26 protein-coding genes are annotated in these 23,029 nt (G+C 69.2%); 16 read left to right on the forward strand and 10 right to left on the reverse strand.

The annotated features are described in order from the left end of the window. Nucleotides 1-143: 143 nt before the first annotated feature. The 7 genes from HUG10_RS08645 to sucD all read left to right on the forward strand — a co-directional run bounded on the left by HUG10_RS08645 (nt 144) and on the right by sucD (nt 7,497). Nucleotides 144-437, forward strand: coding sequence for a hypothetical protein (locus HUG10_RS08645; protein WP_179169190.1), 294 nt, complete (start codon nt 144-146; stop codon nt 435-437). Nucleotides 438-580: 143 nt separating this feature from the next. Further along, complete coding sequence (locus HUG10_RS08650) at nt 581-1,369, forward strand: sugar phosphate isomerase/epimerase family protein (RefSeq protein WP_179169191.1); 789 nt, start codon at nt 581-583, stop codon at nt 1,367-1,369. Further along, entirely contained in the window at nt 1,360-2,544 is a 1,185-nt protein-coding gene (locus HUG10_RS08655) for a CDP-glycerol glycerophosphotransferase family protein (RefSeq protein ID WP_179169192.1), read from the forward strand. The genes HUG10_RS08650 and HUG10_RS08655 overlap by 10 nt, the downstream gene beginning before the upstream one ends. Before the next feature lie 144 nt (nt 2,545-2,688). Then, nucleotides 2,689-3,540, forward strand: coding sequence for a glycerophosphodiester phosphodiesterase (locus tag HUG10_RS08660; protein WP_179169193.1), 852 nt, complete (start codon nt 2,689-2,691; stop codon nt 3,538-3,540). A 234-nt stretch (nt 3,541-3,774) separates the two neighbouring features. Beyond that, nucleotides 3,775-5,355 carry an HAD-IIA family hydrolase gene (locus HUG10_RS08665; protein ID WP_179169194.1) on the forward strand — a complete coding sequence of 527 codons (1,581 nt, stop codon included), beginning with the start codon at nt 3,775-3,777 and terminating at the stop codon, nt 5,353-5,355. A gap of 130 nt (nt 5,356-5,485) precedes the next feature. Next, the gene (sucC, locus tag HUG10_RS08670; RefSeq protein ID WP_179169195.1) at nt 5,486-6,631 is read left to right on the forward strand and encodes an ADP-forming succinate--CoA ligase subunit beta; all 1,146 of its coding nucleotides are present in this window, start codon (nt 5,486-5,488) and stop codon (nt 6,629-6,631) included. Continuing rightward, a complete protein-coding gene (gene sucD / locus HUG10_RS08675; protein ID WP_179169196.1) occupies nt 6,628-7,497 on the forward strand; it encodes a succinate--CoA ligase subunit alpha in 870 nt (289 codons plus the stop codon). Before sucC ends, sucD begins: the two co-directional genes overlap by 4 nt. Nucleotides 7,498-8,002: 505 nt before the next feature. On the opposite strand, the gene HUG10_RS08680 is transcribed toward sucD, so the two are convergent. Further along, nucleotides 8,003-8,653 (reverse strand): helix-turn-helix domain-containing protein, encoded by a 651-nt coding sequence (locus HUG10_RS08680; RefSeq protein WP_179169197.1) that lies wholly within the window; start codon nt 8,651-8,653, stop codon nt 8,003-8,005. A gap of 606 nt (nt 8,654-9,259) precedes the next feature. Here HUG10_RS08680 and HUG10_RS08685 point away from each other — a divergent pair. From HUG10_RS08685 to HUG10_RS08695, 3 genes are all read left to right on the forward strand, one after another. Further along, on the forward strand, nt 9,260-9,886 hold the full coding sequence (locus HUG10_RS08685) for a DUF7282 domain-containing protein (protein WP_179169198.1): 627 nt from the start codon (nt 9,260-9,262) through the stop codon (nt 9,884-9,886). 80 nt (nt 9,887-9,966) lie between these two features. Beyond that, the gene (locus tag HUG10_RS08690; RefSeq protein WP_179169199.1) at nt 9,967-10,518 is read left to right on the forward strand and encodes a DUF1684 domain-containing protein; all 552 of its coding nucleotides are present in this window, start codon (nt 9,967-9,969) and stop codon (nt 10,516-10,518) included. An 83-nt stretch (nt 10,519-10,601) separates the two neighbouring features. Beyond that, nucleotides 10,602-10,778: a hypothetical protein gene (locus tag HUG10_RS08695; RefSeq protein ID WP_179169200.1), complete on the forward strand. Its 177-nt coding sequence runs from the start codon at nt 10,602-10,604 to the stop codon at nt 10,776-10,778. 71 nt (nt 10,779-10,849) lie between these two features. Here HUG10_RS08695 and HUG10_RS08700 read toward each other — a convergent pair whose 3' ends face one another. From HUG10_RS08700 to HUG10_RS08720, 5 genes are all read right to left on the reverse strand, one after another. Then, the gene (locus HUG10_RS08700; protein WP_179169201.1) at nt 10,850-11,596 is read right to left on the reverse strand and encodes an HpcH/HpaI aldolase family protein; all 747 of its coding nucleotides are present in this window, start codon (nt 11,594-11,596) and stop codon (nt 10,850-10,852) included. Between the two features lie 85 nt (nt 11,597-11,681). After that, nucleotides 11,682-11,918, reverse strand: coding sequence for a hypothetical protein (locus HUG10_RS08705; RefSeq protein WP_179169202.1), 237 nt, complete (start codon nt 11,916-11,918; stop codon nt 11,682-11,684). A 94-nt stretch (nt 11,919-12,012) separates the two neighbouring features. Further along, the gene (locus HUG10_RS08710) at nt 12,013-12,294 is read right to left on the reverse strand and encodes a DUF6360 family protein (RefSeq protein ID WP_179169203.1); all 282 of its coding nucleotides are present in this window, start codon (nt 12,292-12,294) and stop codon (nt 12,013-12,015) included. A gap of 9 nt (nt 12,295-12,303) precedes the next feature. Then, nucleotides 12,304-14,070 (reverse strand): nitrite/sulfite reductase, encoded by a 1,767-nt coding sequence (locus tag HUG10_RS08715; protein ID WP_179169204.1) that lies wholly within the window; start codon nt 14,068-14,070, stop codon nt 12,304-12,306. Nucleotides 14,071-14,116: 46 nt separating this feature from the next. Continuing rightward, nucleotides 14,117-14,467, reverse strand: a complete 351-nt coding sequence (locus HUG10_RS08720) for a hypothetical protein (RefSeq protein WP_179169205.1) — start codon at nt 14,465-14,467, stop codon at nt 14,117-14,119. Nucleotides 14,468-14,778: 311 nt separating this feature from the next. Between HUG10_RS08720 and HUG10_RS08725 the strand changes: the two genes are divergently transcribed. Together HUG10_RS08725 and HUG10_RS08730 are read left to right on the forward strand one after the other, a co-directional pair. Next, nucleotides 14,779-14,994 carry a hypothetical protein gene (locus HUG10_RS08725; protein WP_179167593.1) on the forward strand — a complete coding sequence of 72 codons (216 nt, stop codon included), beginning with the start codon at nt 14,779-14,781 and terminating at the stop codon, nt 14,992-14,994. Between the two features lie 273 nt (nt 14,995-15,267). Next, complete coding sequence (locus HUG10_RS08730) at nt 15,268-16,227, forward strand: VOC family protein (protein ID WP_179169206.1); 960 nt, start codon at nt 15,268-15,270, stop codon at nt 16,225-16,227. A gap of 78 nt (nt 16,228-16,305) precedes the next feature. Here HUG10_RS08730 and HUG10_RS08735 read toward each other — a convergent pair whose 3' ends face one another. The 4 genes from HUG10_RS08735 to HUG10_RS08750 all read right to left on the reverse strand — a co-directional run bounded on the left by HUG10_RS08735 (nt 16,306) and on the right by HUG10_RS08750 (nt 19,808). Continuing rightward, nucleotides 16,306-16,719, reverse strand: coding sequence for a Zn-ribbon domain-containing OB-fold protein (locus tag HUG10_RS08735; protein ID WP_179169207.1), 414 nt, complete (start codon nt 16,717-16,719; stop codon nt 16,306-16,308). Continuing rightward, the gene (locus HUG10_RS08740) at nt 16,719-17,678 is read right to left on the reverse strand and encodes a hypothetical protein (protein ID WP_179169208.1); all 960 of its coding nucleotides are present in this window, start codon (nt 17,676-17,678) and stop codon (nt 16,719-16,721) included. Before HUG10_RS08740 ends, HUG10_RS08735 begins: the two co-directional genes overlap by 1 nt. After that, nucleotides 17,675-18,844, reverse strand: a complete 1,170-nt coding sequence (locus HUG10_RS08745) for a thiolase domain-containing protein (RefSeq protein ID WP_179169209.1) — start codon at nt 18,842-18,844, stop codon at nt 17,675-17,677. The genes HUG10_RS08740 and HUG10_RS08745 overlap by 4 nt, the downstream gene beginning before the upstream one ends. Nucleotides 18,845-18,977: 133 nt before the next feature. Beyond that, nucleotides 18,978-19,808, reverse strand: a complete 831-nt coding sequence (locus HUG10_RS08750) for an alpha/beta fold hydrolase (RefSeq protein WP_179169210.1) — start codon at nt 19,806-19,808, stop codon at nt 18,978-18,980. 174 nt (nt 19,809-19,982) lie between these two features. On the opposite strand from HUG10_RS08750, the gene HUG10_RS08755 reads away from it, so the two are divergent. The 4 genes from HUG10_RS08755 (at nt 19,983) to HUG10_RS22020 (ending at nt 23,024) form a co-directional block, all read left to right on the forward strand. Continuing rightward, a complete protein-coding gene (locus tag HUG10_RS08755; RefSeq protein WP_179169211.1) occupies nt 19,983-20,981 on the forward strand; it encodes a TatD family hydrolase in 999 nt (332 codons plus the stop codon). Between the two features lie 405 nt (nt 20,982-21,386). Then, nucleotides 21,387-21,602 (forward strand): acyl-CoA synthetase family protein, encoded by a 216-nt coding sequence (locus HUG10_RS08760; protein WP_179169212.1) that lies wholly within the window; start codon nt 21,387-21,389, stop codon nt 21,600-21,602. A 38-nt stretch (nt 21,603-21,640) separates the two neighbouring features. Continuing rightward, nucleotides 21,641-22,765, forward strand: a complete 1,125-nt coding sequence (locus tag HUG10_RS08765) for an FAD-binding oxidoreductase (RefSeq protein ID WP_218780669.1) — start codon at nt 21,641-21,643, stop codon at nt 22,763-22,765. Next, nucleotides 22,695-23,024 carry an FAD-binding oxidoreductase gene (locus HUG10_RS22020; RefSeq protein WP_281375730.1) on the forward strand — a complete coding sequence of 110 codons (330 nt, stop codon included), beginning with the start codon at nt 22,695-22,697 and terminating at the stop codon, nt 23,022-23,024. Before HUG10_RS08765 ends, HUG10_RS22020 begins: the two co-directional genes overlap by 71 nt. Nucleotides 23,025-23,029: the final 5 nt, after the last annotated feature.

Here is a 23,029-nt window from a genome sequence, read left to right on the forward strand (position 1 = left end):
CGGGGAGCCACCGCGTCGAGGGGCATAAAGTCGGCCGGCGAGGCAATCGAGGGGGGATTCGGTGCGATGTGGGGGGCTCGAGACGGGCCGGCGAGTCGCCGCGGACCGACGGACTGATTTTCCGGGCACGAGAGGGACGTACCATGTCCCTCCGACGGGTCGGGTTCACGACGTTCGCCATCGGACTGTTCGTCGGGACGATCCTGCTCGTCCTGAGTCCGTTCGTCTCCCCGGCGTTCGGGTCGTGTCCGGGACGCGTGCCGCTGGCCGGGTTCGTGTTCCGGGGCGTGCAGTTCTGGCCGCCGCGCGTGTTCTACTCGAACGCCTGTACCGACGTGGCGCTCGACCCGTCGTTCGCGGTGGCGTTCCTCCTCGCGCTGGTCGGCCTCGTCGTCGCCGCCGCGGGCCACGTGCTGGAGGCCCGCCGGTCGTCCTGAGCATGGTCCGCCCGGCACGCCGGCCGCACTGGTGCAGGTTTCCCCGACGCTGACGACCCTACTCGGACACGACCGGGTATTCAGTTGGACAACGCCTTCATCCGCTCGTGGGGCGGTGGTAGATGGTACGAGGGGTCGAAACGATGTCAGCACCGAGGCTCGGATTCGTCGCACAGACGCACACGGGAGCGGTCGAGTACGACGACCTCGTGGCCGCGGGCGCCACGGAGGGGTTCGACTTCGTCGAGTTGTACATGGACGGCGCCACGGAGCGCCGCGCCCTCGATCCGGAGAGGATCGAGACGCTGCACGAACGGCACGGGCTCGATCTCGCGGTTCACCTGCCGTTCGTCGACCTCGACCTGGGATCGCCGCGACCGCTGGTCCGCGAGGCGTCCCGGCGCGAACTCGAAGCCTGTCTCGACGCGGCGGCCGAGATGGGCGCCGAGAAGGCCGTCCTCCACGCCGACACGGACGCGACGCCGCCGGAGTTCGGCCGGGAGTCGGTCCTCCCGCACGCGCTCGAGTCGATCGAGCGACTGGACGCCTACGCGGACGACGCGGGCGTCGAGGTCTGCGTCGAGAACCTGCCCGGTCGGCTGTTCTCGACGTACGACTTCGACGTCCTGACGGCAGAGACCGACGCGTCGCTCACCCTCGACACGGGGCACGCGCGCGTCGACGGGCTGGACGAGGCGGAGATGGCCGACGCGCTCCGGGAGTTCGACGACCGTATCTCGCACGTCCACGTCAACGACTCGCGGGTCCCGGAGGACGAGCACGTCCCGGTCGGCTCCGGCACGATCGACTTCGAGCGGGCGTTCCGGCCCGTCCGCGATGGCGACTGGGACGGGACGCTCTCGGTGGAGGTGTTCACGTTCGACTTCGACTACGTGGCGACGAGCCGACGGAAACTGGAAGCGTGGCTCTGAGCGAGCGACTCGAGGACGTACTCGAGGCCGCGTCGTTCCTGCTCGGGACGCTCCTCTACGCGCTCCTGGCTGTCCTCTCGCCGCTCTGGCCGCGCCGGGACGACCTCTGGGTGTTCGGCGCGCGCGGCGGCGCGGACTTCGTCGACAACGCGAAGTACCTGTTCACGTACGTGAACGCCGCCGAACCGGACGTTCGCGCCGTCTGGCTCACGAAGAACCCCGAGGTCGCCGCGTCGCTGCAGCGCGCCGGGTACGAGGCGTACCGCGCCCGGTCGCTCCGGGGGGTGTGGCTGAACCTGCGGGCCGGCACGGCCTTCCTCACCCAGGGACTCAGGGACCTGAACCTGCCGTGTCTGGCGGGCGCGTTCGTCGTCCAGCTCTGGCACGGGGTCCCGCTGAAGACGATCGGGTGGGACGCCGAGATCGCGGAGCACACGCTGCCGGTCCGAGCCGCGCACGCGTTCCTCGCCGACTCGATCGACGTCGTCACGGTCACCGCCGAGGCGCTCCGAACCCCGTTCGCGACCGGGCTTCGGGTGCCCCCCGAGCGCATCGCCGTCACCGGCTACCCGCGGCACGACGGGTTGCTCGGACGGCTTCCCGACATGGACGACGCCGGTGGGACGGACGCGAACCGGGGGATTCCGGAGGACGCGTTCGTCTTCTACTACCTGCCGACGTTTCGCGGCGGCGACGGCGCGCCGCTCGACGAGCACCTCGACCTGGCGGCGCTCGACCGGACGATGTCGTCGATCGACGCGCACCTCGTCGTGAAGTTCCACCCCGACGAGCCGATCGCGGTCGGGGAGACGCTCGATCGGGTCACCGTCGTCCCCGAATCGGTCGACGTCTACCCGTTGCTCAAGCGCGCGGACGCGCTGCTGACCGACTACTCCTCGGTCCTGTTCGACTTCCTCCTCCTCGACCGGCCGGTCGCCTTCTACGCGTACGACCTGGCGCACTACCGCGAGGACCGCGGCTTCTACTTCGACTACGACGAGGTTACTCCCGGCCCGGTCGCGACCGACCTCGAGGAACTGCGCGCGGCACTGCGGTCGATCCGCGACGGCGACGAGTTCGCGGCCGAACGCCGGGCGGTGCGAGACCACTTCCTGCGCGACCCCAAGCGGTGCTACTCCGCGGCGGTGGTCGAAGCGGTCCGGGAGCGGCGCTGACCGCCGGACTGGTCGGCGGTAAGCAACCTTTAATAACCCGCTTGCTTAGCGGGCGAACGAGCCGCGGACGTCGTGCGGCACGAACTGTAGATGACGAACGCGAACCCGGTACTGCCGCGGAACGACCGACGTGGGGAGCGTGGAGTGACCGTAATCGCGCACAGGGGGTTCGGCGGCCTGTACCCGGAGAACACGGTGGACGCCGTCGAGCGAGCGACCGTCGGGAGCGACGCCGCGGACGCCGTCGAGATCGACGTGATGCCGACCGCGGACGGCCGGGTCGTCGCCTTCCACGACGAGACGCCCGCCCGCGTGACCGGCGTTCCCGGCGACCTGGCGGACCGACCGATCTGGGAGACGCCGTACGACACACTCCGCGATCTCGACGTGCTCGGCACGGGACGGGGGATCCCGACGCTCCCGGCCGTCCTCGACGCCGTCCCGACCGACGTCCCCGTCAACATCGAGTTCAAGAACCCCGGGAGCGCGGACGTCCGCTTCGCGGAGTGTCTCGGCGAGCGCGCGCTCGAACGCGCCCGGGAGCGATGGTCTCCGTTCGCCGAGCGCGTCCTCGACGCGGTCGACGTCACGGGGCACGACGTGCTCGTCTCCTCGTTCTGTGAGGGAGCGATCGCCGCGATCAAAGCGGTCGACCCGTCGGTCCCAGTCGCGAGCGTCGTCTGGGACTCGCTCGCCGACGGCCTGGCGATCGCCCGCCGGCACGACTGTGAGGCGCTCCACGTGCCCCGTACCGCCGTGCAGGGGACCTCTTTCTACGGCGCGGACTATCACGTCGAGGGGTGGCGAGAGGGGGTCGACGTCGTCGCAGCGGCCCGGGGGGAGGGACGCGCCGTCCACGCGTGGACGGTCACGAACTGGCGGCAGGCCGCGGAACTCGCGGATGCCGGGGTGGACGCCATCATCGCGGACTACCCCGGCCTGCTGCGGTACGACCCGGGGCGGAGCGGCGTGAACGTCGCAGGGAGCGACGACTGACCCGCCGGCCGGGGTGCGCGCGTGCTCGGGCTCGACGAAGTGGTGAGTAACCCATCGGCTTCTGGACGTCTTCGAGCGGGGGAACGGAGCGACCCGGACACCAAACGTTACTATAGAAGTCCCTACGTCTCCCGAGGTAGGGAACGTGATATAGAATAGCGCGAACGTACGTTCGGGTACGTCGCGCTTTCCAACCCCGCTCTTATCCGCTTGCGTGGCGGTCCGCATCGTACGATGAAAGCAGTAATTCTCGCCGCTGGCGTTGGGTCTCGCCTCCGACCTATCACGCTGGACCGACCGAAGTGCTGCGTGACGGTCGACTCGGTTCCGATCCTGGAACGGCAACTGCGAGGGTACGCCGAGGCCGGCGTCGACGAGGTACACGTGGTCGCGGGCTACCTGGCCGACCAGGTTCGAACGCTCGGCCGGGCGGTGGCGAGTGACCTGCCGGGCGTGACGGTCACCGTCCACGAGAACGAGACGTACGCGAACACCGACAACATGTACTCGCTGTCCATCGTCCGCGAACAGGTCGGGGGCGAGCCGTTCCTCCTGAGCAACGGGGACGTCGCGTGCGACGAGGCGATCTTCAGCGAGCTCACCTCCCGGAGCGACGGGAGCGCTATCGCGTGCAACGCGTCGGTGTACGAGGAGGAGGCGATGAAGGTGACCGTGGACGACGACCGGCTTGTCGACCACATCGCCAAGGACGTCCCGCGGAGCGAGGCGCACGCGACCTCGCTTGACGTGTATCGATTCTCCGCCTCGTGTTCGGCGCGACTGTTCGAGGCGATCCGGCGACGGGTCGAGGTCGAGGGCGCGTACGACCACTGGACGGAGCTGGCCATCGACGACGTCGTCTCCCGCGACGGGCACGACGTCGAACCGGTCGACGTCGGGGACGTCCCGTGGGTCGAGGTGGACGACCTCGCGGACCTGCTCGCGGCCGACCGGTCGTTCGCGTCGATGGCGCCGCTCGCCACGAAGGACGCGGTGTTCTTCGACCTCGACGGGACCGTCTACGTCGACGACGAACCCGTCGAGGGGGTGGCCGACCTCGTCGCCGACCTCCGGGCGGCGGGGACCGAGGTGTTCTTCCTCTCGAACAACTCGTCGAAGTGGAAGACGAACTACGCGGAGACGCTCACCGGGATGGGCATCCCCGCGGACGAGGACGAGGTGATCCTCTCGACGGACGCGGTGCTCGACTACCTCGACGACGAGGGCGTGACGTCGTCGTACGTCGTCGGCACGGAGGCGATGCGGGCGGCCGTCGAGCGGGCGGACGTCGATCCCGAGGCCGACGACCCGGAGGTCGTGGTGGTGGGCTTCGACACCGAACTCACGTACGAGAAGACGCGGCGCGCGACGCTGGCGATCCGGGACGGCGCGAGCTTCCTCCTCGCCCACCCCGACCTCGTCTGCCCGACGGGCGAGGGACTCGTCCCCGACTGTGGCTCCATCGGTGCGCTCGTCGAGACGGCCGCCGGCCGCGAACCGGATCGGGTCTTCGGGAAGCCGAACCCGGAGATGGTACGGACCGCGATGGCGACGAGCGGGCTCGACCCCGACGACGTCGCCGTCGTCGGCGACCGGATCGGGACCGACATCGCGCTCGCCGAGGCGCTCGGCTGCGAGTCCGTCTGCGTGCTGACCGGCGACGCCGACCGCGCGTCGGTCGAGACCGCCAGCATCCGGCCGACGCTCGTCGTCGAGAACGTCGGCGAGTTGCGGCGGCCGGGCCTGCTCGTCGAGCACGACGGCACGCAGTCGGTTCCGTCCGAGGCGTCCGGCGCCTCCGGGGCGTCCCAGTAGGGAACGAAGCGAGAACCGTCCGAGGTCGGCGCTCCGGAGGGAGACTACCGGACGGTACGGCGCGGTCCCCCCGAGCAAGCACGGCCGGAGATGGCGGGATTTAAGCGCCTCCCGGCCGCGATTCTGCGTGATGAAACTCCACGAGTATCAGGCGAAGGGGATCTTCGCCGACGCCGGGATCCCGGTACCCGACTCGCGGCTCGCGTCCAGCGTCGACGAGGTCATGGACGCGGTCGAGGACATCGGCTACCCGGCGGCCATCAAGGCGCAGGTGCACGTCGGCGGGCGCGGGAAGGCCGGCGGGATCAAGATCGCCACCAGCGACGAGGAGGCGCGGGAGGCCGCCGAGGACATCCTCGGCATGGACCTGAAGGGGTACACGGTCGAGGAGGTGCTCGTCGAGGCCGGCGTCGACTTCGAGAACGAACTGTACGTCGGCATCACGATGGACCGCGGTGAGGGCGAGCCCGTCGCAATGGTCTCCACCCAGGGCGGGGTCGACATCGAGGAGGTGGCCGCCGAGACGCCGGAGGCCATCGCCCGGGAACACATCGACCCCGCGTTCGGCCTCCACCCGTACCAGGCCCGCAAGGTCGTCTACGAGGCGGGCATCGAGCGCGACGTGGCCGGCGACGTGGCCTCGATCGTCTCGACGCTGTACGACCTCTACGAGGAGCGCGACGCCGCGGACATCGAGATCAACCCCGTCATGGTCACCGCCGACCGCGAGGTCGTCGCTGCCGACGCGGTGATGAACATCGACGAGGACGCGCTGTTCCGACAGCCCGAACTCGCCGAGATGGAGGACGAGGCGGCCGAGGACGACCTCGAGGCGAAGGCGAACGACTACGGTTTCGACTACGTCCGGCTCTCGGGCAACGTCGGCATCATCGGCAACGGCGCGGGCCTCGTGATGACGACGCTCGACCTCGTGGACCACTACGGCGGGTCGCCCGCCAACTTCCTCGACATCGGCGGCGGCGCCAAGGCCGAGCGCGTGACGAACGCGCTCGATATGGTGTTCTCCGACGAGAACGTCGATGCGGTCGTCTTCAACATCTTCGGGGGCATCACCCGCGGCGACGAGGTGGCGAAGGGCATCAACGAGGCGCTCGAACAGTTCGACGAGATCCCCAAGCAGGTCGTCGTCCGCCTCGCGGGCACGAACGCCGAGGAGGGGATGGAGATCCTGAACACCGACCTGGTGCAGGTCGAATCGACGCTGGAGGACGCCGTCCAGCGTGCGGTCGCGAACGCGAAGGAGGTCAACCAATGAGCGTATTCGTCGACGACGACACCCGCGTGGTGGTGCAGGGCATCACCGGCGGGGAAGGGAAGTTCCACACCGAACAGATGCTCGACTACGGCACGAACGTGGTCGCGGGCGCGGTGCCCGGAAAGGGCGGCCAGGAGGTCGCCGGCGTCCCGGTGTACGACACCGTCACGGAGGCCGCGCGCGAGGAGGACGCCGACGCCTCGGTCGTGTTCGTCCCGCCGGCGTTCGCCGGGGACGCCATCTTCGAGGCGCTCGACTCGCCGCTCGACCTCGTCGTCGCCATCACCGAGGGCATCCCGACCCAGGACATGGCGAAGGTGAACAAGCGGCTCTCGGAGGTCGACACCCGACTGCTCGGGCCGAACTGCCCGGGCATCATCACGCCCGGCGAGTCGAAGCTCGGCATCCTGCCGGGCAACATCTTCGAGTCGGGCGACGTCGGCCTCGTCTCCCGTTCGGGCACGCTGACCTACCAGGTCGTCTCGAACCTCACCGAGCGCGGCATCGGCCAGACGACCGCCATCGGCATCGGCGGCGACCCCATCATCGGGACGTCGTTCGTCGACGCGCTGGAGGCGTTCGAGGCCGACAAGGACACCGAGGCGGTCGTGATGTGCGGCGAGATCGGCGGCGAGGACGAGGAGCAGGCCGCCCGGTACATCGCGGAGAACATGGACACGCCCGTCGCGGGCTTCATCGCCGGGCGGACCGCGCCGCCGGGCAAGCGCATGGGCCACGCTGGCGCCATCGTCTCTGGGAGCGGGACCGGGACGGCGGAGTCGAAGATCGACGCCCTCAACGACGCCGGGGTCCCGGTCGGTGACACCCCGAACGAGGTCGCCGACTACATCGAGGACTACCTGTAGGAGCGATTAGTTCGGGTTCTGGGCTATTCTCCTGCTTCTCTCGTTTCGGAACCCTCGTCTCATTGATCGTCTACGGAACCACCGACAACACTCCCTCGAAAGCCCCCGGCTTCTGCGCTCCCGCGGCTCGCTGCGCTCCTCACCTCACTCGCTCCGCTCGTTCGGCTACGGTGCTTGCTTCGCCGGGGTTCGCGCAGAAGCCGGCCCCTTTCAGTCCCACCCAGAGGGACGGTCTGGCGAGCGTCGTGGATGTCCCCACGCCTCCCCGGCGGGCGCGGCTCCCGGCCCTTCGGGCCGCTCGCTGTGCGCCCGCCGCATCCCCCCGACCGTCCGCCGGAAAAACGACTAGGGACTACCGACGGCGTGCGCATTCGGTAGTCAGGGTCGCACCGCTCGGCTGGATAACCGGAAGGGTGGGAATGGAAGGGGCCGCGGGGGCTTCCTATGTAGCCGTTCCTAGAGTAACCTGAACGAAGCCGACGAAACCGAATCGGTCGAGTCGGAATCAGTCCTCCAGATCGAACGACTCGTACACCAGCGCCTCCGTCCCGCGCCGGATCCGCTCCGAGGCGGCCTGCCGGGAGACGCCGAGCGACTCGGCCACGTCGCCCAGGCCCGCGTCCCGGGGGACCGCGAAGAAGCCGAGTTCGGCGGCCCGTCGGAGCGCCTCGCACTGCTTGTCAGAGACGTCGACCGGACCCTCGTCCTCGTCCGCGCCCTCGTACAGCCTGCGGAGCGTGACGTCCATCCCCTTCTCCCGGCAGGCCTCGAAGTAGCTGCACATCGTGTCCCGGTCCGGGAACCGCGTCCGCACGTCCAGCCCCTCGACCGTCTCCGAGAAGCCGAGCCGCGAGACGCCGAACCGGAGGTCCGTCGGGTAGAGGACCACCGACGCCTCGGCGTCGACGTCGAGGCGGTAGAACCGCCGGTCGCACAGCGATTCGACGCGCTCCCAGCGGTCGACCGTCGGGTCGTCGTCCATCGCGGACTCGAACCGCTCGAAGGCCTCCCCCTCGGCCCAGAAGAACACCGTCGGCGCGGTCGGATCGTTGGCCAGCAACTGCTCGGCCCACAGGGAGAACCCCGGCGCGCGGTCGAGCGACGCCGAGAGGGGGATGTCCGGGTGCGAGAGGCGGAACTCCGCTACGAGGCTCACATCCGAGCGACACCGCTCGGGGGTAAAACTGGTTCGGTGGAATGATACAAAAGCGGACAAGGGGGGAGAGTCCGCTGTCAGAGGCGTTCACGTGTGGGGCACCCACTCGTGAACATCTTCCCGTTTGACGACGGATACCGTAAATCTGCCGTCTTTATTCCGACCAACCGGCTCGAAACCGAAGCGCGACGACCGTGGACGCGAAGCCATCCCCCCCTGCTGCCCGTCGAAGCTAAGTGGACGCCGGCCGGCAGGGGAACCGACGCGACGCCCGGAATTCCGCCCGTTCGACCCCTCGAGTGGCCGAGTCCCCGTCGCTCGACGCTGCACGCGTCCTGTCGTGCTCGTGACTGTCTCGACGGCCGACTGGTCGGGCGAGAACCAGTACCTCTTCGAACACCTGTCTGAAAAGCGTAGATTTCGGCCTGCCGGAACCGTTCAGTGCTCGGCAATGACCGAGTTCGTTCCTCGATCCCGACCGGTTTCAGAACTGACGATCGCCCCGCAGTGTGCCAACGATCCCCGTTCTCGAACGACGGACTCTTTTCCCACCCTTCTGAATAGTCGAGCGACCACGGCGTCTGTCGGCGTCGTGAGACGATACCCATGAACGGACGCACACTCATCTCCGCTGTCGTACTGCTCTCCACCGTCGCCGGCCTCGCCCTGGCCGGCCCAGTCGCCGCCCAGGAGACGACGGGGACGGAGAACGGGACCGCGAGCGGGACGGCGAACGTCGAATACGAGGACCAGGAGATCGCCAGTTCGGTGACCGTCTCCGAAGCCACCCTCCCCGAGGGCGGGTTCGTCGCGGTGTACAACGAGTCCGGCGGGTACGTAGGCAGCAGCGACTACCTGGACGCCGGCACGCACGAGAACGTCACCGTCGAACTCGAACGCGAGTTCGCGCGCGACCAGGTCTCCTACGCCCAGGCGTACACGGACGACGGCGACGAGTCCTTCGCAGTCGGGAACGAGACCACGTACCGGACCGAGACGAACGCCACCGTGAGCGACAGCGCGTACCTCACCTCGGGCGACTCCTCGCGCACCGCCACGGGCACGTCCACCGCGACGACCACCGACGGTGCCGGCGAGACGACGACGAGCCTCGACGACTCGAACGCCGAGGAGGACGGCGAGACCGACGAGACCGAGACGTCGGTGCCCGGCTTCACGGCCGCGCTCGCGCTCGTCGCCATCCTCGGCGCCGCGCTCCTCGCGCGCCGGTAAGCGACCGTCGATCACCCGTTCCCGTTTTCCGACAACCCGGAGTCGCGGCACTCAAACCGCCGGGTCGCGAAGTACGCGGCGTGACCGACGACGAGTGGGCCGCGCAGGTGCGCGCCAACCGCGCCGAGAAGGACGAGTTCTTCGCCGAGCACCGGCAGTCGCCGCTCCCGCCCGAGGAGCGGGAGTCGTTCGACGGCCTGGACTACTTCCCGCCGGACCCGGCGTACCGGGTGACCGCGACCGCGACCGTCCACGAGGACCCCGACCCGGTCGAACTGACGGTTCGGAACGGCGAGGCGGTCAGGTACGAGCGGACCGTCACGTTCTCGTTCGCCCTGCCGCGGGACGACGGCGAGCCCGAGGAATCGACCCTGGCCGGGTACCGACAGCCGGGGGACGAGGCCCTGTTCGTCCCGTTCCGCGACAAGACCACCGGGCAGGAGACGTACGACGGCGGGCGGTACATGGATCTCCACCCGGACGGCGAACTCGCCGACGGCGACGAGGTCGTCCTCGACTTCAACCTCGCGTACACCCCCTTCTGTGCGTTTGCGGACGCGTTCGCCTGTCCGCTCGCACCCTCGGAGAACTGGCTCGACACCGCCGTCCGAGCCGGCGAGCGGGCCCCCTGACGAGTGGTAACAGGGCACAAAATCGCACGACTGCGCCGGGGTAGAAGGCAAACCTCATTACGGACGGGCCCACATTCCCGGCCATGTCACAGCAGACCCTCATCGGTGCAGCCCTGATGGTCGTCGGGACCCTCCTCTTCCTGCCGGGCGTGACACCGGGAACGGCGACCGTCCCGAACGTCGTGCTGGTCGCCGCGGCGGCGCTGCTCACCTACGGGACGTACCTCGTCGGCACCAGCGAAGGCGGCCGCCCCGTCTGAACGCGACAGCGACGACCGACCGAAACCCGACCCCGTTTCTCCCGCCGAACCCGACCCGCTCCCAGCCCCGGCTACCGATACCGGGACAGAGACTCCGCCGCGCCGGTCGCCAGGTACCCCGCGTCAGTCCCGACGATCTGGTAGTCGAACCCGACGTCGTTCCAGCGGTCCACCTCGTCCGGGGTCGTGGCGAGCGTCCCCACCGGGACCGAACTCTCGGTGAGCACCGTCTCGACGGCGTCGGTGTAGACCTCGGAGTCGTACTCCCCGAAGACATCGAGCGACGCTGACAGGTCCGCCGGCCCGACGAACAGCGTGTCGATCCCCTCGACGTCCGCGATAGCCGCAACGTTCTCGACGGCCTCGGGCGACTCGACCTGCGAGATCGTCGCTATCTCGTCGTTCGCGGAGGCGACGTACTCCCCGAAGTCCCGGCCGTAGTTCGACGCACGCGCGGCGGCCATGCCGCGTCTCCCCTCCGGCGGGTAGCGCGTCGCCGCCACGAACGCCTCGGCCTCCTCGGGCGTGTTCACCTGCGGCGCCATCACCCCGGCGGCGCCGGTGTCGAGCACGCGCTTGATCCTGACGTGGTCGTTCCACGCGACGCGGACGATTGGCGCCGTCTCACCCGCCGCCGCGTCGACGGCGCGGACCATCGACTCGACCGTCTCGACGGTCGTCGGCGCGTGCTCCGTGTCGATCACGACGAAGTCGAACCCCGCGGCTGCGGTCTGTTCTGCCACCTGCGGGTGCGGGATCGACAACCAACTGCCGGCGGGTCGGTCCTCCCCGAACGCGTCTCCGATGGAAGGGGTCACGTGTCGTCACTCGCGCCCGGACGGGAAAAACCGAGGTATCGGTCGGTCGCGATTGCAGGTTCCGGACGGCGCCCCCCGGAACCGCTCACTGCGAAGCGTGGCGAACCATGCCGAGGACGAACGCGCCCCCGAACAGCGCGACGAAGATGATGAACGCGGCGACGACGGCCTCCGGCGACTCCTCGATCCGAAGCTGGAGCTCGGTCGCGGTCCACCGGAGCGTCTCGCGGATCTCGGGACGGAAGGGGAGTTGCAGATACAGCAGCAGCGTGACGGCGCTGACCACGGCGTAGTCGACGACGTCCCGCTCACGGGCCCACATTGGCGGGAGGTCGGCCGAGTGCGGGGAAAAGGGTTCGCCCCGGGTTCTCAGCCGCGAGAACCTTCCTGTCACCCCGGTTTCCCGTCCGGGGGCGTCACTCCGACGCGGCGTCGACCCGGTCGGCGTACGACTCTAGCTCGTCGGCCAGTTCGCGCGCCTGCGCGGCCGAGAGCGTCACCCGATCCGCGTGTGCCGGGAGTTCCTCGAGGTCGCTGTTGTCCAGTTCCAGTTCGAGCGTGACGTGGTCGGGGTTCTCGCGCGGGGCGGTGACGTTGAGCACCGCCAGCCCGGACTCCTCGAACCCGTGTCCCCGCGCCTCCCCGTCCAGCATGTCGAAGGTGGTGTAGGCGTTCACCCGGATGAGTCGGTCGGGCATGGGCGGGGCTTAGTCGTCCGAGGTGATGGGCGTTCCGTCGGCGCTGGCGGGCGCCGGGCTGTCGTCCATCGAGTCCTCCTCGGCGTACGGGTACCACGTGAGCTTCGTGTTGTGCATGTACGGGTCCTCGTAGGAGGTCTCCTCGGGCTCGATGAGCACCTCCAGCGTCTCCTCGTCGCTGCGCTCGACGAAGTCGCGGAAGGACTCCTCGCCCTCGCGGCGCTCCTCGAAGCTCGCGAGCAGGTTGCCGATGGCGCCGGGCACCTCGTCGGCGGGGACGCGCTGGCCGACCCAGTCGGCGAAGCGCGGGTCCTCGCCGAGGCCGCCGCCGAGGCCGATGTCGAGCGCCTCGACCGCCTCGCCGTCCTTGCGGGTCTTCATCCCGCGGAGGCTGATGTCCGCGATCTGCGGCTGGGCGCACGACGCCGTGCAGCCCGAGAGGTGGATGTGGAAGTTCTCGACGCCGTCGGGGAGTTCGACGTTCTCCTTCAGCCAGCGGGCGTAACGCACCTGGCGGTTCTTCGTCTCCACGATGGAGAGCGAGCAGAACTCCGTGCCCGTGCAGGCGATGGAGCCGCGCATGAACGGGTGCGGGTCCGGCGAGTAATCCTCGAGCAGCGGCTCTGCGAGCAGGTCGTCGAGGTCCTCCTCGGGCACGTCCGTCACCAGGACGTTCTGGCGCTGGGTGAGCCGCACCTCGCCGGAGCCGTACTCGTCGGCGAGGTCCGCGAGTTCGAGGGTGTCGTCGACGCCCATCCGACCGACGAGGACGTTGAGGCCGACGTAGTAGTTGCCGTCGTTCTGCTCGTGGACGCCGACGTGGTCGTGGTGACCCCCGGTGGCGCGCCCCGAGTTGTACGTGTACTCGTCGCGGAGGTCCTCGCCCGCCGTCTCCAGTTCGAAGTCGACGAACTCCTCCTGCAGGACGTCGCGGATCTTCTCGGTGCCCCACTCGTCGACGAGGAACTTGATGCGGGCGGAGTAGCGGTCCTCGCGATTGCCGTGTTCGCGGAACAGCGCGGACATGCCGCCGGCGACCTCGTTGGCGTCCTCCGGCTCGACGAACACGTCGATGTCGCGGGCGAGGCGGGGCTCGTTCCGCGCGAGGCCGCCGCCGACGCGGACGTTGAACCCCTTGCGTCCGTCCTTCTCGGCCGGCTCGAACGCGAGGTCGTTGATGTCGCCCTGCCCGCAGCCCTCGCGGCAGCCCGTCACCGACACCTTCCACTTGCGGGGGAGGTTGGTGTGGTCGTCGTCGCCCTTGAACGTGTCGTGGAGGTTCATGGCCACCGGCAGCGCGTCGACGAACTCGTTGCTGTCCTTGCCGGCGACCGGGCAGCCGACGATGTTTCGCCAGGAGTCCCCGCAGGCCTGCTGGGTCGAGAGGTCGTTGGCCTCCAGCTTCTCGAAGATGTCGGGGATGTCCTCCAGCCGGATCCAGTGGAGCTGGATGGACTGGCGAGTCGTCCAGTCGCAGTAGGCCGCGCCGAACTCGGGGTTCTCGCCGGGACCGCGCGCGTACTCGTCGGCGATCTCGCCGACGACGCGGAGCTGTCCGGGCGTCAGCACCCCGTTCGGCGTGCCGATCCGCATCATGAAGTAGCTCTCCTGGCCGTTCCGCTGGTGGTACAGCCCCCACCACTTGAAGCGCTCGAACCAGGCGTCGTGCTCGTCCTCGGGGATGGACTCCCAGCCCCCCTCGGCGAACTCCATCAGGTGCTCCCGTATCTCGTTGCCGTACGTCTCCGACTTCCACTTCTCGACGTCCGTGGGCATTCTTGCTCCCACTCGGACCGCCACGTCCCTAAAGCGACCCCCGCCGTCAATCGTCCCCGGAAGTTCCCGATACCGGAGATACTTGCCACCCCACCGAGTCACCCCACGGGATCCGGACCGCTTCCGCCGCGAGGGGTTCGAACGCGCCGTCGACGAGGCGTCCGACCGGAACCGGGTCGGTGGTCACCGACCGGCCACAGCGGATGCAGGTCCCGTACGTCTCCGCGGCGATCGTCCGCCCGTCGACGTCGACGTCGGTGATGCCCTCGACGACGAAGTCGGCGACCTCGCAATCGCACACCCCCGTGACGTACCACAGTTCGCTCGCCCCGACGCGTCGCTCGTCCTCCACGGAGACCCAGGCGCCGTCGTCCAGCGTGCGCAACGAGACGGCCATACCGGACAAACGCGCCCCTCGCGTGTAGCCCCGTCGGCGGGCGCAACCCTCGTCGCGTCCGGTGACGGACTCACGTCCGATAACCGCACGACTGCGGGACAATACGCGGTCGATGGGGCGACCGTGATGACGGCAATCGGTTCCGGTACCGGGGAGCGTCGGTAGCGATTGTCTACGCAGACCCCCTTATCCGGACGTGGCGTGTAGTCGTGCGTGATGAGGGATGGACTGGCCGAGAAGGAGCCGCGGGAACACACGTCCGCGGACGCGGCGCCGGAACTGTTCGGCGACCGCGAGGACGGGGGGAACGAATGAGCCGCAAGGTGGCCGACGCCGACGAGGTCGACGACGACGGCGCACACCTCGAAGACGTCCCGTCGGGCGCGGGATGTACCGAGATCTGGGAGAAGCTGAGCGAGCAGCGCGAGGCCGACCGGGAGGAGGCCTCGGACGGGCGAGCGGGAGCGAAGCGACACACGAGCAGCGAGGCCGCGGCGGCCGAAGCGGACGACGCCGGCGCGGAGTAGCCCGTTCTTCAGGCCAGACTACGGCGGGACGATCCACTGACGAAACAACGCGATTTCTGCGGCGCTACTCGTGGACTCGGAGTCGACCGGTAATCCGCTCTCAGTGTCGATTCGACCGTTCGTCGGTCGGCCCGCTTCCCGAGACCAGTCCCGGGACGCGAGTACACGTTCGCGGCGGATTGCGCGGGCGGGACCGACGGACAGCGTCGGGCCGAAAGTGTGACCCGTCGAAAATTATATCCCAGGAGCAACGAACCCTAGGTACGACTTAGCATGCCAACCGCTATCGACGGAATCCACCACGTGACCGCGTTCGCCGACGAACCGCAGGAGAACTACGACTTCTTCACGGACGTGCTCGGCCTCCGCTTCGTCAAGCGGACCGTGCGGTTCGACGTTCCCGAGAAGATCTACCACCTCTACTACGGCGACGAGGGGGGGACGCCGGGGACCGTCATCACCTACTTCCCGATGACGAACATGCCGATGGAGGAGGGGGTCGTCGGGAAGGGGCAGATGAGTTCGACCGGCCTGAACATCCCCGAGGGATCGGCCGACTACTGGCAGAACCGGTTCGAGGAGCACGGCGTCGAGCACACAGTCGAGGAGCGGTTCGGCCAGACCCGCATCTCGTTCACCGACCCGGACGGCACGCCCTACGTGCTCGTGACGAACGACGACACCGACATCGAACCCTGGGACGGCAGCGACGTCCCCGAGGAACACGGCGTCCGCGGAATGCACAGCGTCACGATCCACTCGGCTGACCCCCAGGGGACCTTCGACATCCTCGAGACGATGGGCTGGGAGCGCGTCGGGCGCTCCGACCACCCGCAGGCCGGCGACCTCGTCCGGTATCAGTCGGGTGGCGAGGGCCCCTGCGCCGACGTCGTCGACGTCCTCATCCGACCGAACGCCCCGAACGGCGTGATGGGGATCGGAACGTACCTCCACGTCGCCTTCCGGGTCGCGAACAAGTGGGAGCAGACGGAGTGGAGCGACGAACTCCGGGCGAACGGGTACATCACGACCTCCCGGAAGGACCGCGACTACTTCCACTCGCAGTACATCACGGAACCCGGCGGCGCCGTCTTCGAGTACGCGACCATGGGGCCGGGGTTCACGCTCGACCAGGAGCCCTCGGAGTTCGGCCAGGAGCTGAAAGTTCCGGACTGGCTCGACGCCGACCTGGAGTACATCGAGGAGCAACTGCCGCCGCTGAACACGGACTGACCGCCCGCCGTCAGCGGCGGGTGAACCGGGTTCCCGTCTAAATCCTTCCGTCGAACGAGCACCGACAACCGGTGTCGCCTACAGCGGGCGGAACTTCGCGCCGTACCGCAAGACCCCCTCCTGCTTGTAGATCCGCCGAACCACCGCCTCCACCCGATCGCCGCGGCCGAACTCGCCGGGGTCACAGTCGGTCAACATCCCGGGGACGCGAGCCCCCTCGTCGAGTTCGACGAGCACGACGCCGATGGCCCCCTCCGCGTCGAGCAGGTCGGAGAACTCGGGCGGGGCGCCGCTCTCGATGACGGTGTGCGCGAGGATCTCGCCGGTCCCCTCGGGTTCGACCTCGACGAGCGAGCCGACCGCGTTGCACCCGACGCAGGCCCCCTCCGGTGGGAACGTGTGGGCGCCGCACTCGGAACACCGACCGACGACGAGGCGGTACCGGCTGTCGAGACTCCGCCACCAGGTGGGTAGGCTGACGTAGGCGCCCATCAGCGCTCACCCCCTTCGGGGAGGAGCAGACCCCGTTTTCGCAGGTACTCCGAGTAGGAGACCGTCTCGGCCGGCCGCCCCCAGTCGACCCGAAGCGATCCCTCGACGGCGAGCGCGTCCGCGCTCGCGCCGTCGCCGTAGCCGACGAGGGCGACCGACTCCTCGCCGGCGTCCCACGCGGCCAGCAGTGCGAAGGGCGCGCTCGCGGCACCGGTGTTCCCGAATTCGTCCGCGAGGTGGTACACTGGCCCGTCGAACGACCGTCCCGCCCGGTGCGGGAGGCTCCCGTCGGGTGCGGTGACGGCGAGCGCCGTCGGCGACCCGTGGAGCCGTTCGACCGCGCCGGCGACCGTCGTCGTGTATGCGTCGCGCTCGTAGGCGGTCGCGTCGTACGACTCGACCGTCACGGACCCACGGCGACGGAACCGCGTCCCGGCGTACTCCCGAGTGTAGGTCGCGACGCCCGTCACATCCACGGCGCCAGTCGCACTCGTCACGACTGCGACCGCACCGGCGCCGGCCGCGTGGTCGACGGCGTCGTCGGGCGACCCACGGGGGCAGTCGGACACGACCGCGAGGGCGGGGCCGTCGGCCCGGAGCGCCGACAGCAGCGCACGCGTCCCAGCCCGGGTCGACTGCGTGTGGACGGCGACCTCGACGCCCCCGTCCAGGCCGAGGATCTCCGCGACCTGCGCGCCGACGTCGCCCTCGTCGACCGGCGGCGTCGTCGTCCCGAGCGCGAGCGTCCCGATCTCCTCCCGCCCGTGCGTCGAGTCGTCGATGGCATCGCGGGCCGCCTCGACGGCCATCGTGACCGCGTCCTCGTCGTATCCGGCGACGCGCTTCTCCTCGACCCCGCGGGCGTCGAAGCCCCCCAGAGCCTCCCGAACCTCGTCCGCGGTGATCCGATACCGCGGGACGTACGCCGCGGCGCTCTCGATCGCGTTCGGGTCCGTCACGCCCATCCCCCCTCGTAGACGTGGACGGCGACGGCGCCGCCCGACCCGCCGACGTTGTGCGTCAGGCCGCACTCCAGGCCGGTGACCCCCCTGTCGCCGGCCTCCCCCCGGAGCTGTTTGAACACCTCGACGACCTGCCCCGTCCCGGTCGCGCCGATGGGGTGACCCTTCGACTTCAGCCCGCCCGAGAGGTTGACCGGGCGCTCGCCGTCGGGTTCGGTCGCGCCGCGTCGGACGTACGCGCCCGACTCGCCGCGTTCGCAGAAGCCGAGGTCCTCGTAGGCCATCAGCTCGGCGATGGAGAAGCAGTCGTGGACCTCGGCGAAGTCGACGTCGTCGGGTCCGACGCCCGCCTCGGCGTACGCCCCCTCCGCGGCCTCCCGCGCAGCGGGGATGCCGGTCAGCGTGCTGCGCTGGAACAGGCCCACCCGGTCGCTCGCCTGCCCGCTTCCGGTCACCCTGATGGGGTCGTCGGTCAGTCGTTCGGCGGCCTCGCGACCGGCCAGGAGGGCGACGCTCGCGCCGTCGGAGGTCGGACAGCAGTCGTAGAGGTTCAGCGGGTCGGCGACGGTCGTCGCGGCCATCGCGTCCTCGAGCGAGCACTCGAACCCCAGGTGGGCGTCGGGGTTGTGCGCGCCGTTGGCGTGGTTCTTGACGGCGACGCGGGAGAGGTCCTCCCGCGTGGTGCCGTGTTCGGCCATGTGGGCGTCGGCCATCTGGGCGTAGACGCCGGCGAACGTCGTGCCGGCCATCCGCTCCCACTCCGTCTCGCCGGAGACGCCGAGCCAGTACCGGGTCCGATCCCCGCTCGTGTCGGTCATCACCTCGACGCCGCCCGCGAGCGCGACGTCCGCCGCGCCGGCGCGGATGGCCAGCGTCGCCTGCCTGAGCGCCGTCCCGCTCGCGGCGCAGGCGTTCTCGACGCGCGTGCAGGAGACGCCGTCGAGCCCGGCGTACTCGGTCACGCTCGGGCCGGCGAGCCCGAGTTGCCGACCGCCGACGCCGAGGGTGCCGACGTACGCCTCGTCGATGCTCGTCCGATCGAGCTCGCCGTCCACCGAGTCGAGCGCGCCCTCGAGGGCCGTGGCGAACAGCGAGCGGTACGACTCCTCGGGGAAGGCGCCGAAGGGTGACTGGGCCGCCCCGACGAGGTACACCTCTCGCATGCGCGTCAGAAGAGGGAGCGGGCTGTTCACTGTTTCCCTTACTTCGGCAGATTCCGTCCGCGTTCGGACGCCGTCGGGCGCGATCGGGTGCGTTCGGGCGAGTTCGGACGTGTCCCCGACGGGCGCCCAGGTCTCACCCGTGGACGTCACGGAGGAACTCCCGCAGTTCCCGATCGTACCGCTCCGGCGCCTCCCAGAACGGCGTGTGGCCGGCGTCCGGGTAGACGGAGACGGACGTCAGGTCCCCGGGGGGGAGGTCGGCGAGCGCCTCGCCACCCTCCGGCGTCACGATCCGGTCCTCGGCGCCATGGGTGACGAGCGCCGGCACGTCGACGGTCGCGAGCACGTCGTCGTGGACGACGGTCCGGTCGCGGAGCGCGTTCCGGACGTACGGGGGGACGACGACGTTGAACCCCAGCATGAAGTACAGATCGTCGGGTGGAAGCTCGTCGTGCACGCACCGCCGGACGAACGACTCGAGGGCGGCCACGCTCTCCTCGGCGTCCGTCGAGCCCATTCCCTGGAGGAGGTCGAGGTAGCCCGGGTCCAGCAGCGCCGTCGCCTCCTCGGTGCCGATCTTCGAGACGGCGTCGACCAGGTTCAGCCCGGCGAGCCGGTCGGTCCCGTAGCGGTCGACGTAGTCGAGGGCGATCAGACCCGCGTACGACCACGCGACCAGCACCACGTCGTCGAGTTCGAGCGACTCGAGGACGGACCGCACGTCCGCCGCCCACAGGTCAGGGTCGTCGTACCCGTCGCGGGGCTTGTCCGAGCGGCCGTGTCCCCGGTTGTCGAACGCGACCAGCCGGTAGTCGTCGGCGAGGTCGGACTCCAGCTGTTTCGTCCACGACAGTCGGCACTGGGAGAGGCCGTGGACGAAGAGAACTGGCTCGCCGTCGCTCGGCCCCGTCTCGACGACGTGCAGGTCGACGTCGCCGCCTCCCCGGACTGTGTGTGAACGCATCGGTACGGTGGCACACTCGCCGAAGCGCCATCGGTGTTCGGGTGATGTGTGGACCGATGGTCGGTCACGTGCCCCCACCGCAGCGGCCCGCGTCGACGCGCACACCTCCGGCCCGAACGACCCGAGAACGCGGGCCGAGTTAACCTATTTCAGGGGACGACCCGGAGGTTACGTATGGACCGACGCTATCCGTCGGCGCGTCCGATCGACCCCGAGTTCGTCGACGACGAGGACCGCCCCGAGTTCCCCCCGGAGCTGACGAACCTGCCGTGGGTGGACGTCCACAACCACGCGCACACGCTCTCGTGGAACGACCGCGAGCGGTTCGCCCTCAGCGGCTGTCACGCGATGGTGATGATGGCCGCCGGGTACTACTGGACGCCGTACAGGCCGGTCGAGCCATCGGACGTCCGGTACCTCTGGGACGACGCGCTCAACCGACTCGACCAGATCGAGCGCTCGCACATCTTCGACGCGAAACTGGGAATCGGCGTCCACACCGGCGTCCGCGTCGAGGGCTGGGAGGAGCTCGTGGACCTCATGGACGACTACTGCGCGCTCGAGGAGGTCGCGGTCGTGGGCGAGACCGGGATCACCTCCACGCAGCACGTCGAGCGGTGGGACCTCGACGGCCAGCGGGAGGTCGTCCGACGACAACTCGAGGTCGCGAGCGCCTACGATCTGCCGGCAATCCTCCACACGCCCTCGGACCCGAGCGGGATCGACATCCCGTTCCGAGCGCGCGGGACGGTCCCGGGCTACGAACTCGACCTGGACCTCCAGCAGTCGCCGGTGCTCGACGCCGACGACGTCAAGCGCGCAGCGGTCGAGATCGACGTCGAACTCGCGGACGAGGCGGGGCTCGACCAGGACCGGGTCGTCCTCTCGCACGCGAGCCGGGAGGTCGCCCCGTTCGTCATGGACCACACCGACTGCCACCTGAGTTTCACCGTCAGCTACCCGTGGCTACACGACGTGACGCCCCGGGACGTCGCCGCCGTGATCGAGGAGTACGGCCCCGAGCGCGTGCTGCTCGAGACGGACAGCGCCGGCGTCCTCCGCAACGACATCTTCGCGCTCAAGCGGACGCTGTTCGAACTGTACCGGCTGGGACTCGACCTCGACACCATCCGGACCGTCGCGTTCGAGAACCCGATGGAACTCCTCTCGTGAGATCTCCCACCGCCACCTCCGAACGCGCCTAGGCGGACCGACGACAACTGAGAACGTCTATTCGGCCGGCAGATCGAAGCCGACGGGACACGAGTCGATCCGGTTCGCGTCTGGGTCGTAGTCGATGAGGTCGAACCCCGCCAGCTTCGGGAGGTCCCTTCGGGTTCCGCCCTCATCGAACGCTCCGCCACGTCATGAGCGAGCCAGCTATCAGGAACCCCAAACACATCAATAGCCAGATGTTTATGCCCACGATCGAACCGCCCTCGTCCCCTCTCACTACGAAGAGGAAGGCCATCAGTCCAGCCCCGATGAGCAACGTCCCTCCGGCTGCACTGATTCGATTTGATCCGACTGATTCCACTAGCGGTGATGTCATGAAGTATTAGTTCACTACGTTAATATATGAAAGTGGGTTGCGAGGACGGCCTCGATACCGTCGAGATCACCGCCGAGGTCGCCGAGGACTACGACGGGAGCACGGAGCGCCTCCGACGGCAAATCCACGAGCGCCTCTCGAACGTCCCCTCGTTCACCCCGGACGACCTCACGCCCGTCGACGCCGGCGGCATAGAGCGTACCGAGGTCGGGAAGGTCCAGCGCGTCTTCGACCGCCGCTAGCGGGCGGCATTTTTCTATCCCACCCACGAATCACTGGTATGTCATCACGTTTCACGGACGTCTCCTTTCTTACGGACGTCGTCCCCGAGGACCAGGTCGAGACCGACCCTGACGCTCTCGACGCGTACGCCGGGGACGAGGGCCCGCACCCCGCTCGCCGGCCGGACGCCGTCGTCCACGCGCACGGCACCGACGACGTCTCCGCCGTCCTCGCGGCCTGTCACGACCGCGACGTTCCCGTCACGCCTCGTAGTGGCGGATCGAGCATCGAGGGGAACCCCATCCCCGTCGCCGGCGGCGTCGTCCTCGACACGTACCCGATGGACGACGTGGACGTCCGCCCCGCGGACCGCCTCGCCGTCACCGGCCCGGGCGTGGTCTACGACGACCTGAACGACCACCTCGCGCCCTACGAGCTCCGGTTCGCGCCCGGTATCGCTGCCGGCAACCTCGCCACCGTCGGCGGGATGATCGCGAACGACGCAAGCGGTCTGAATGCCGTGAAGTACGGCGTCACCGCCGACCACGTCCGCCACCTCGAAGTCGTGCTCGCCGACGGCAGCATCATCGAGTTCGGGCGCAGTGTCGCAAAGTCGGCGTCCGGCTACCGCCTCAAGGACGTGTTCGTTGGGAGCGAGGGCACCCTCGGCGTCGTTACCGAGGCGACGCTCGCGCTCGAACCCCGGCCCATCGAACGTCGCGCCGCGCTCGCTACCTTCCCAACCCGCGAAGCCGCGGGAGACGCCGTCGCGAACGTCATGGCCGGCCCGCTCACCCCCGGCGCGCTCGAGTACCTGGACAGCGCGGCCGCTCGCCTCCTCGACGAAACGAACGATGCCGGCCTCCCGGACGCTCCCCAGCTGATCGTGGAACTCCACGGGACGAACGACGGCGTGGCAGCCGACCTCGACGTCGTCCGGGACGCATGCGAGGACGCGGGCTGTACGGGGTTCGAGACTGCGACCGAGGCCGAGATCGACCGTCTGTGGGCGGCCCGCCGCGACGTGTACCCCGCTGCCTGTGACTACCGTGAGGACGCCACCGTCGCGTTCATCGGGGACGTGGTCGTCCCCGTCTCACGCTACCCGGATCATCGTCGCGCGCGCCGCCCGGCTCGCCGACGAACTCGACGTCACCGCGCCCTGCGTCGGCCACGCCGGTGACGGCAACCTCCACTTCCTCCCCGTCGCGAACCTCGACGACCCCGAGGAACGCGACCGCGCGATGGAACTCAACGACCGCATGGTGCGGGCCGCTCTCGACCTCGGCGGCACGTCCACTGGCGAACACGGCGTCGGCATCGGGAAGCGAAAGTTCATGCGGGAGGAACACGCCGCTGCTGTCGACGTCATGCGCGATCTGAAGGACACGCTCGACCCCGAAGGCGTCTTGAATCCCGGAAAAGTCCTCCCGGAGGAGTGAGTTCA

It is taken from the genome of Halorarum halophilum, assembly GCF_013401515.1.
Lineage (GTDB): Archaea > Halobacteriota > Halobacteria > Halobacteriales > Haloferacaceae > Halorarum > Halorarum halophilum.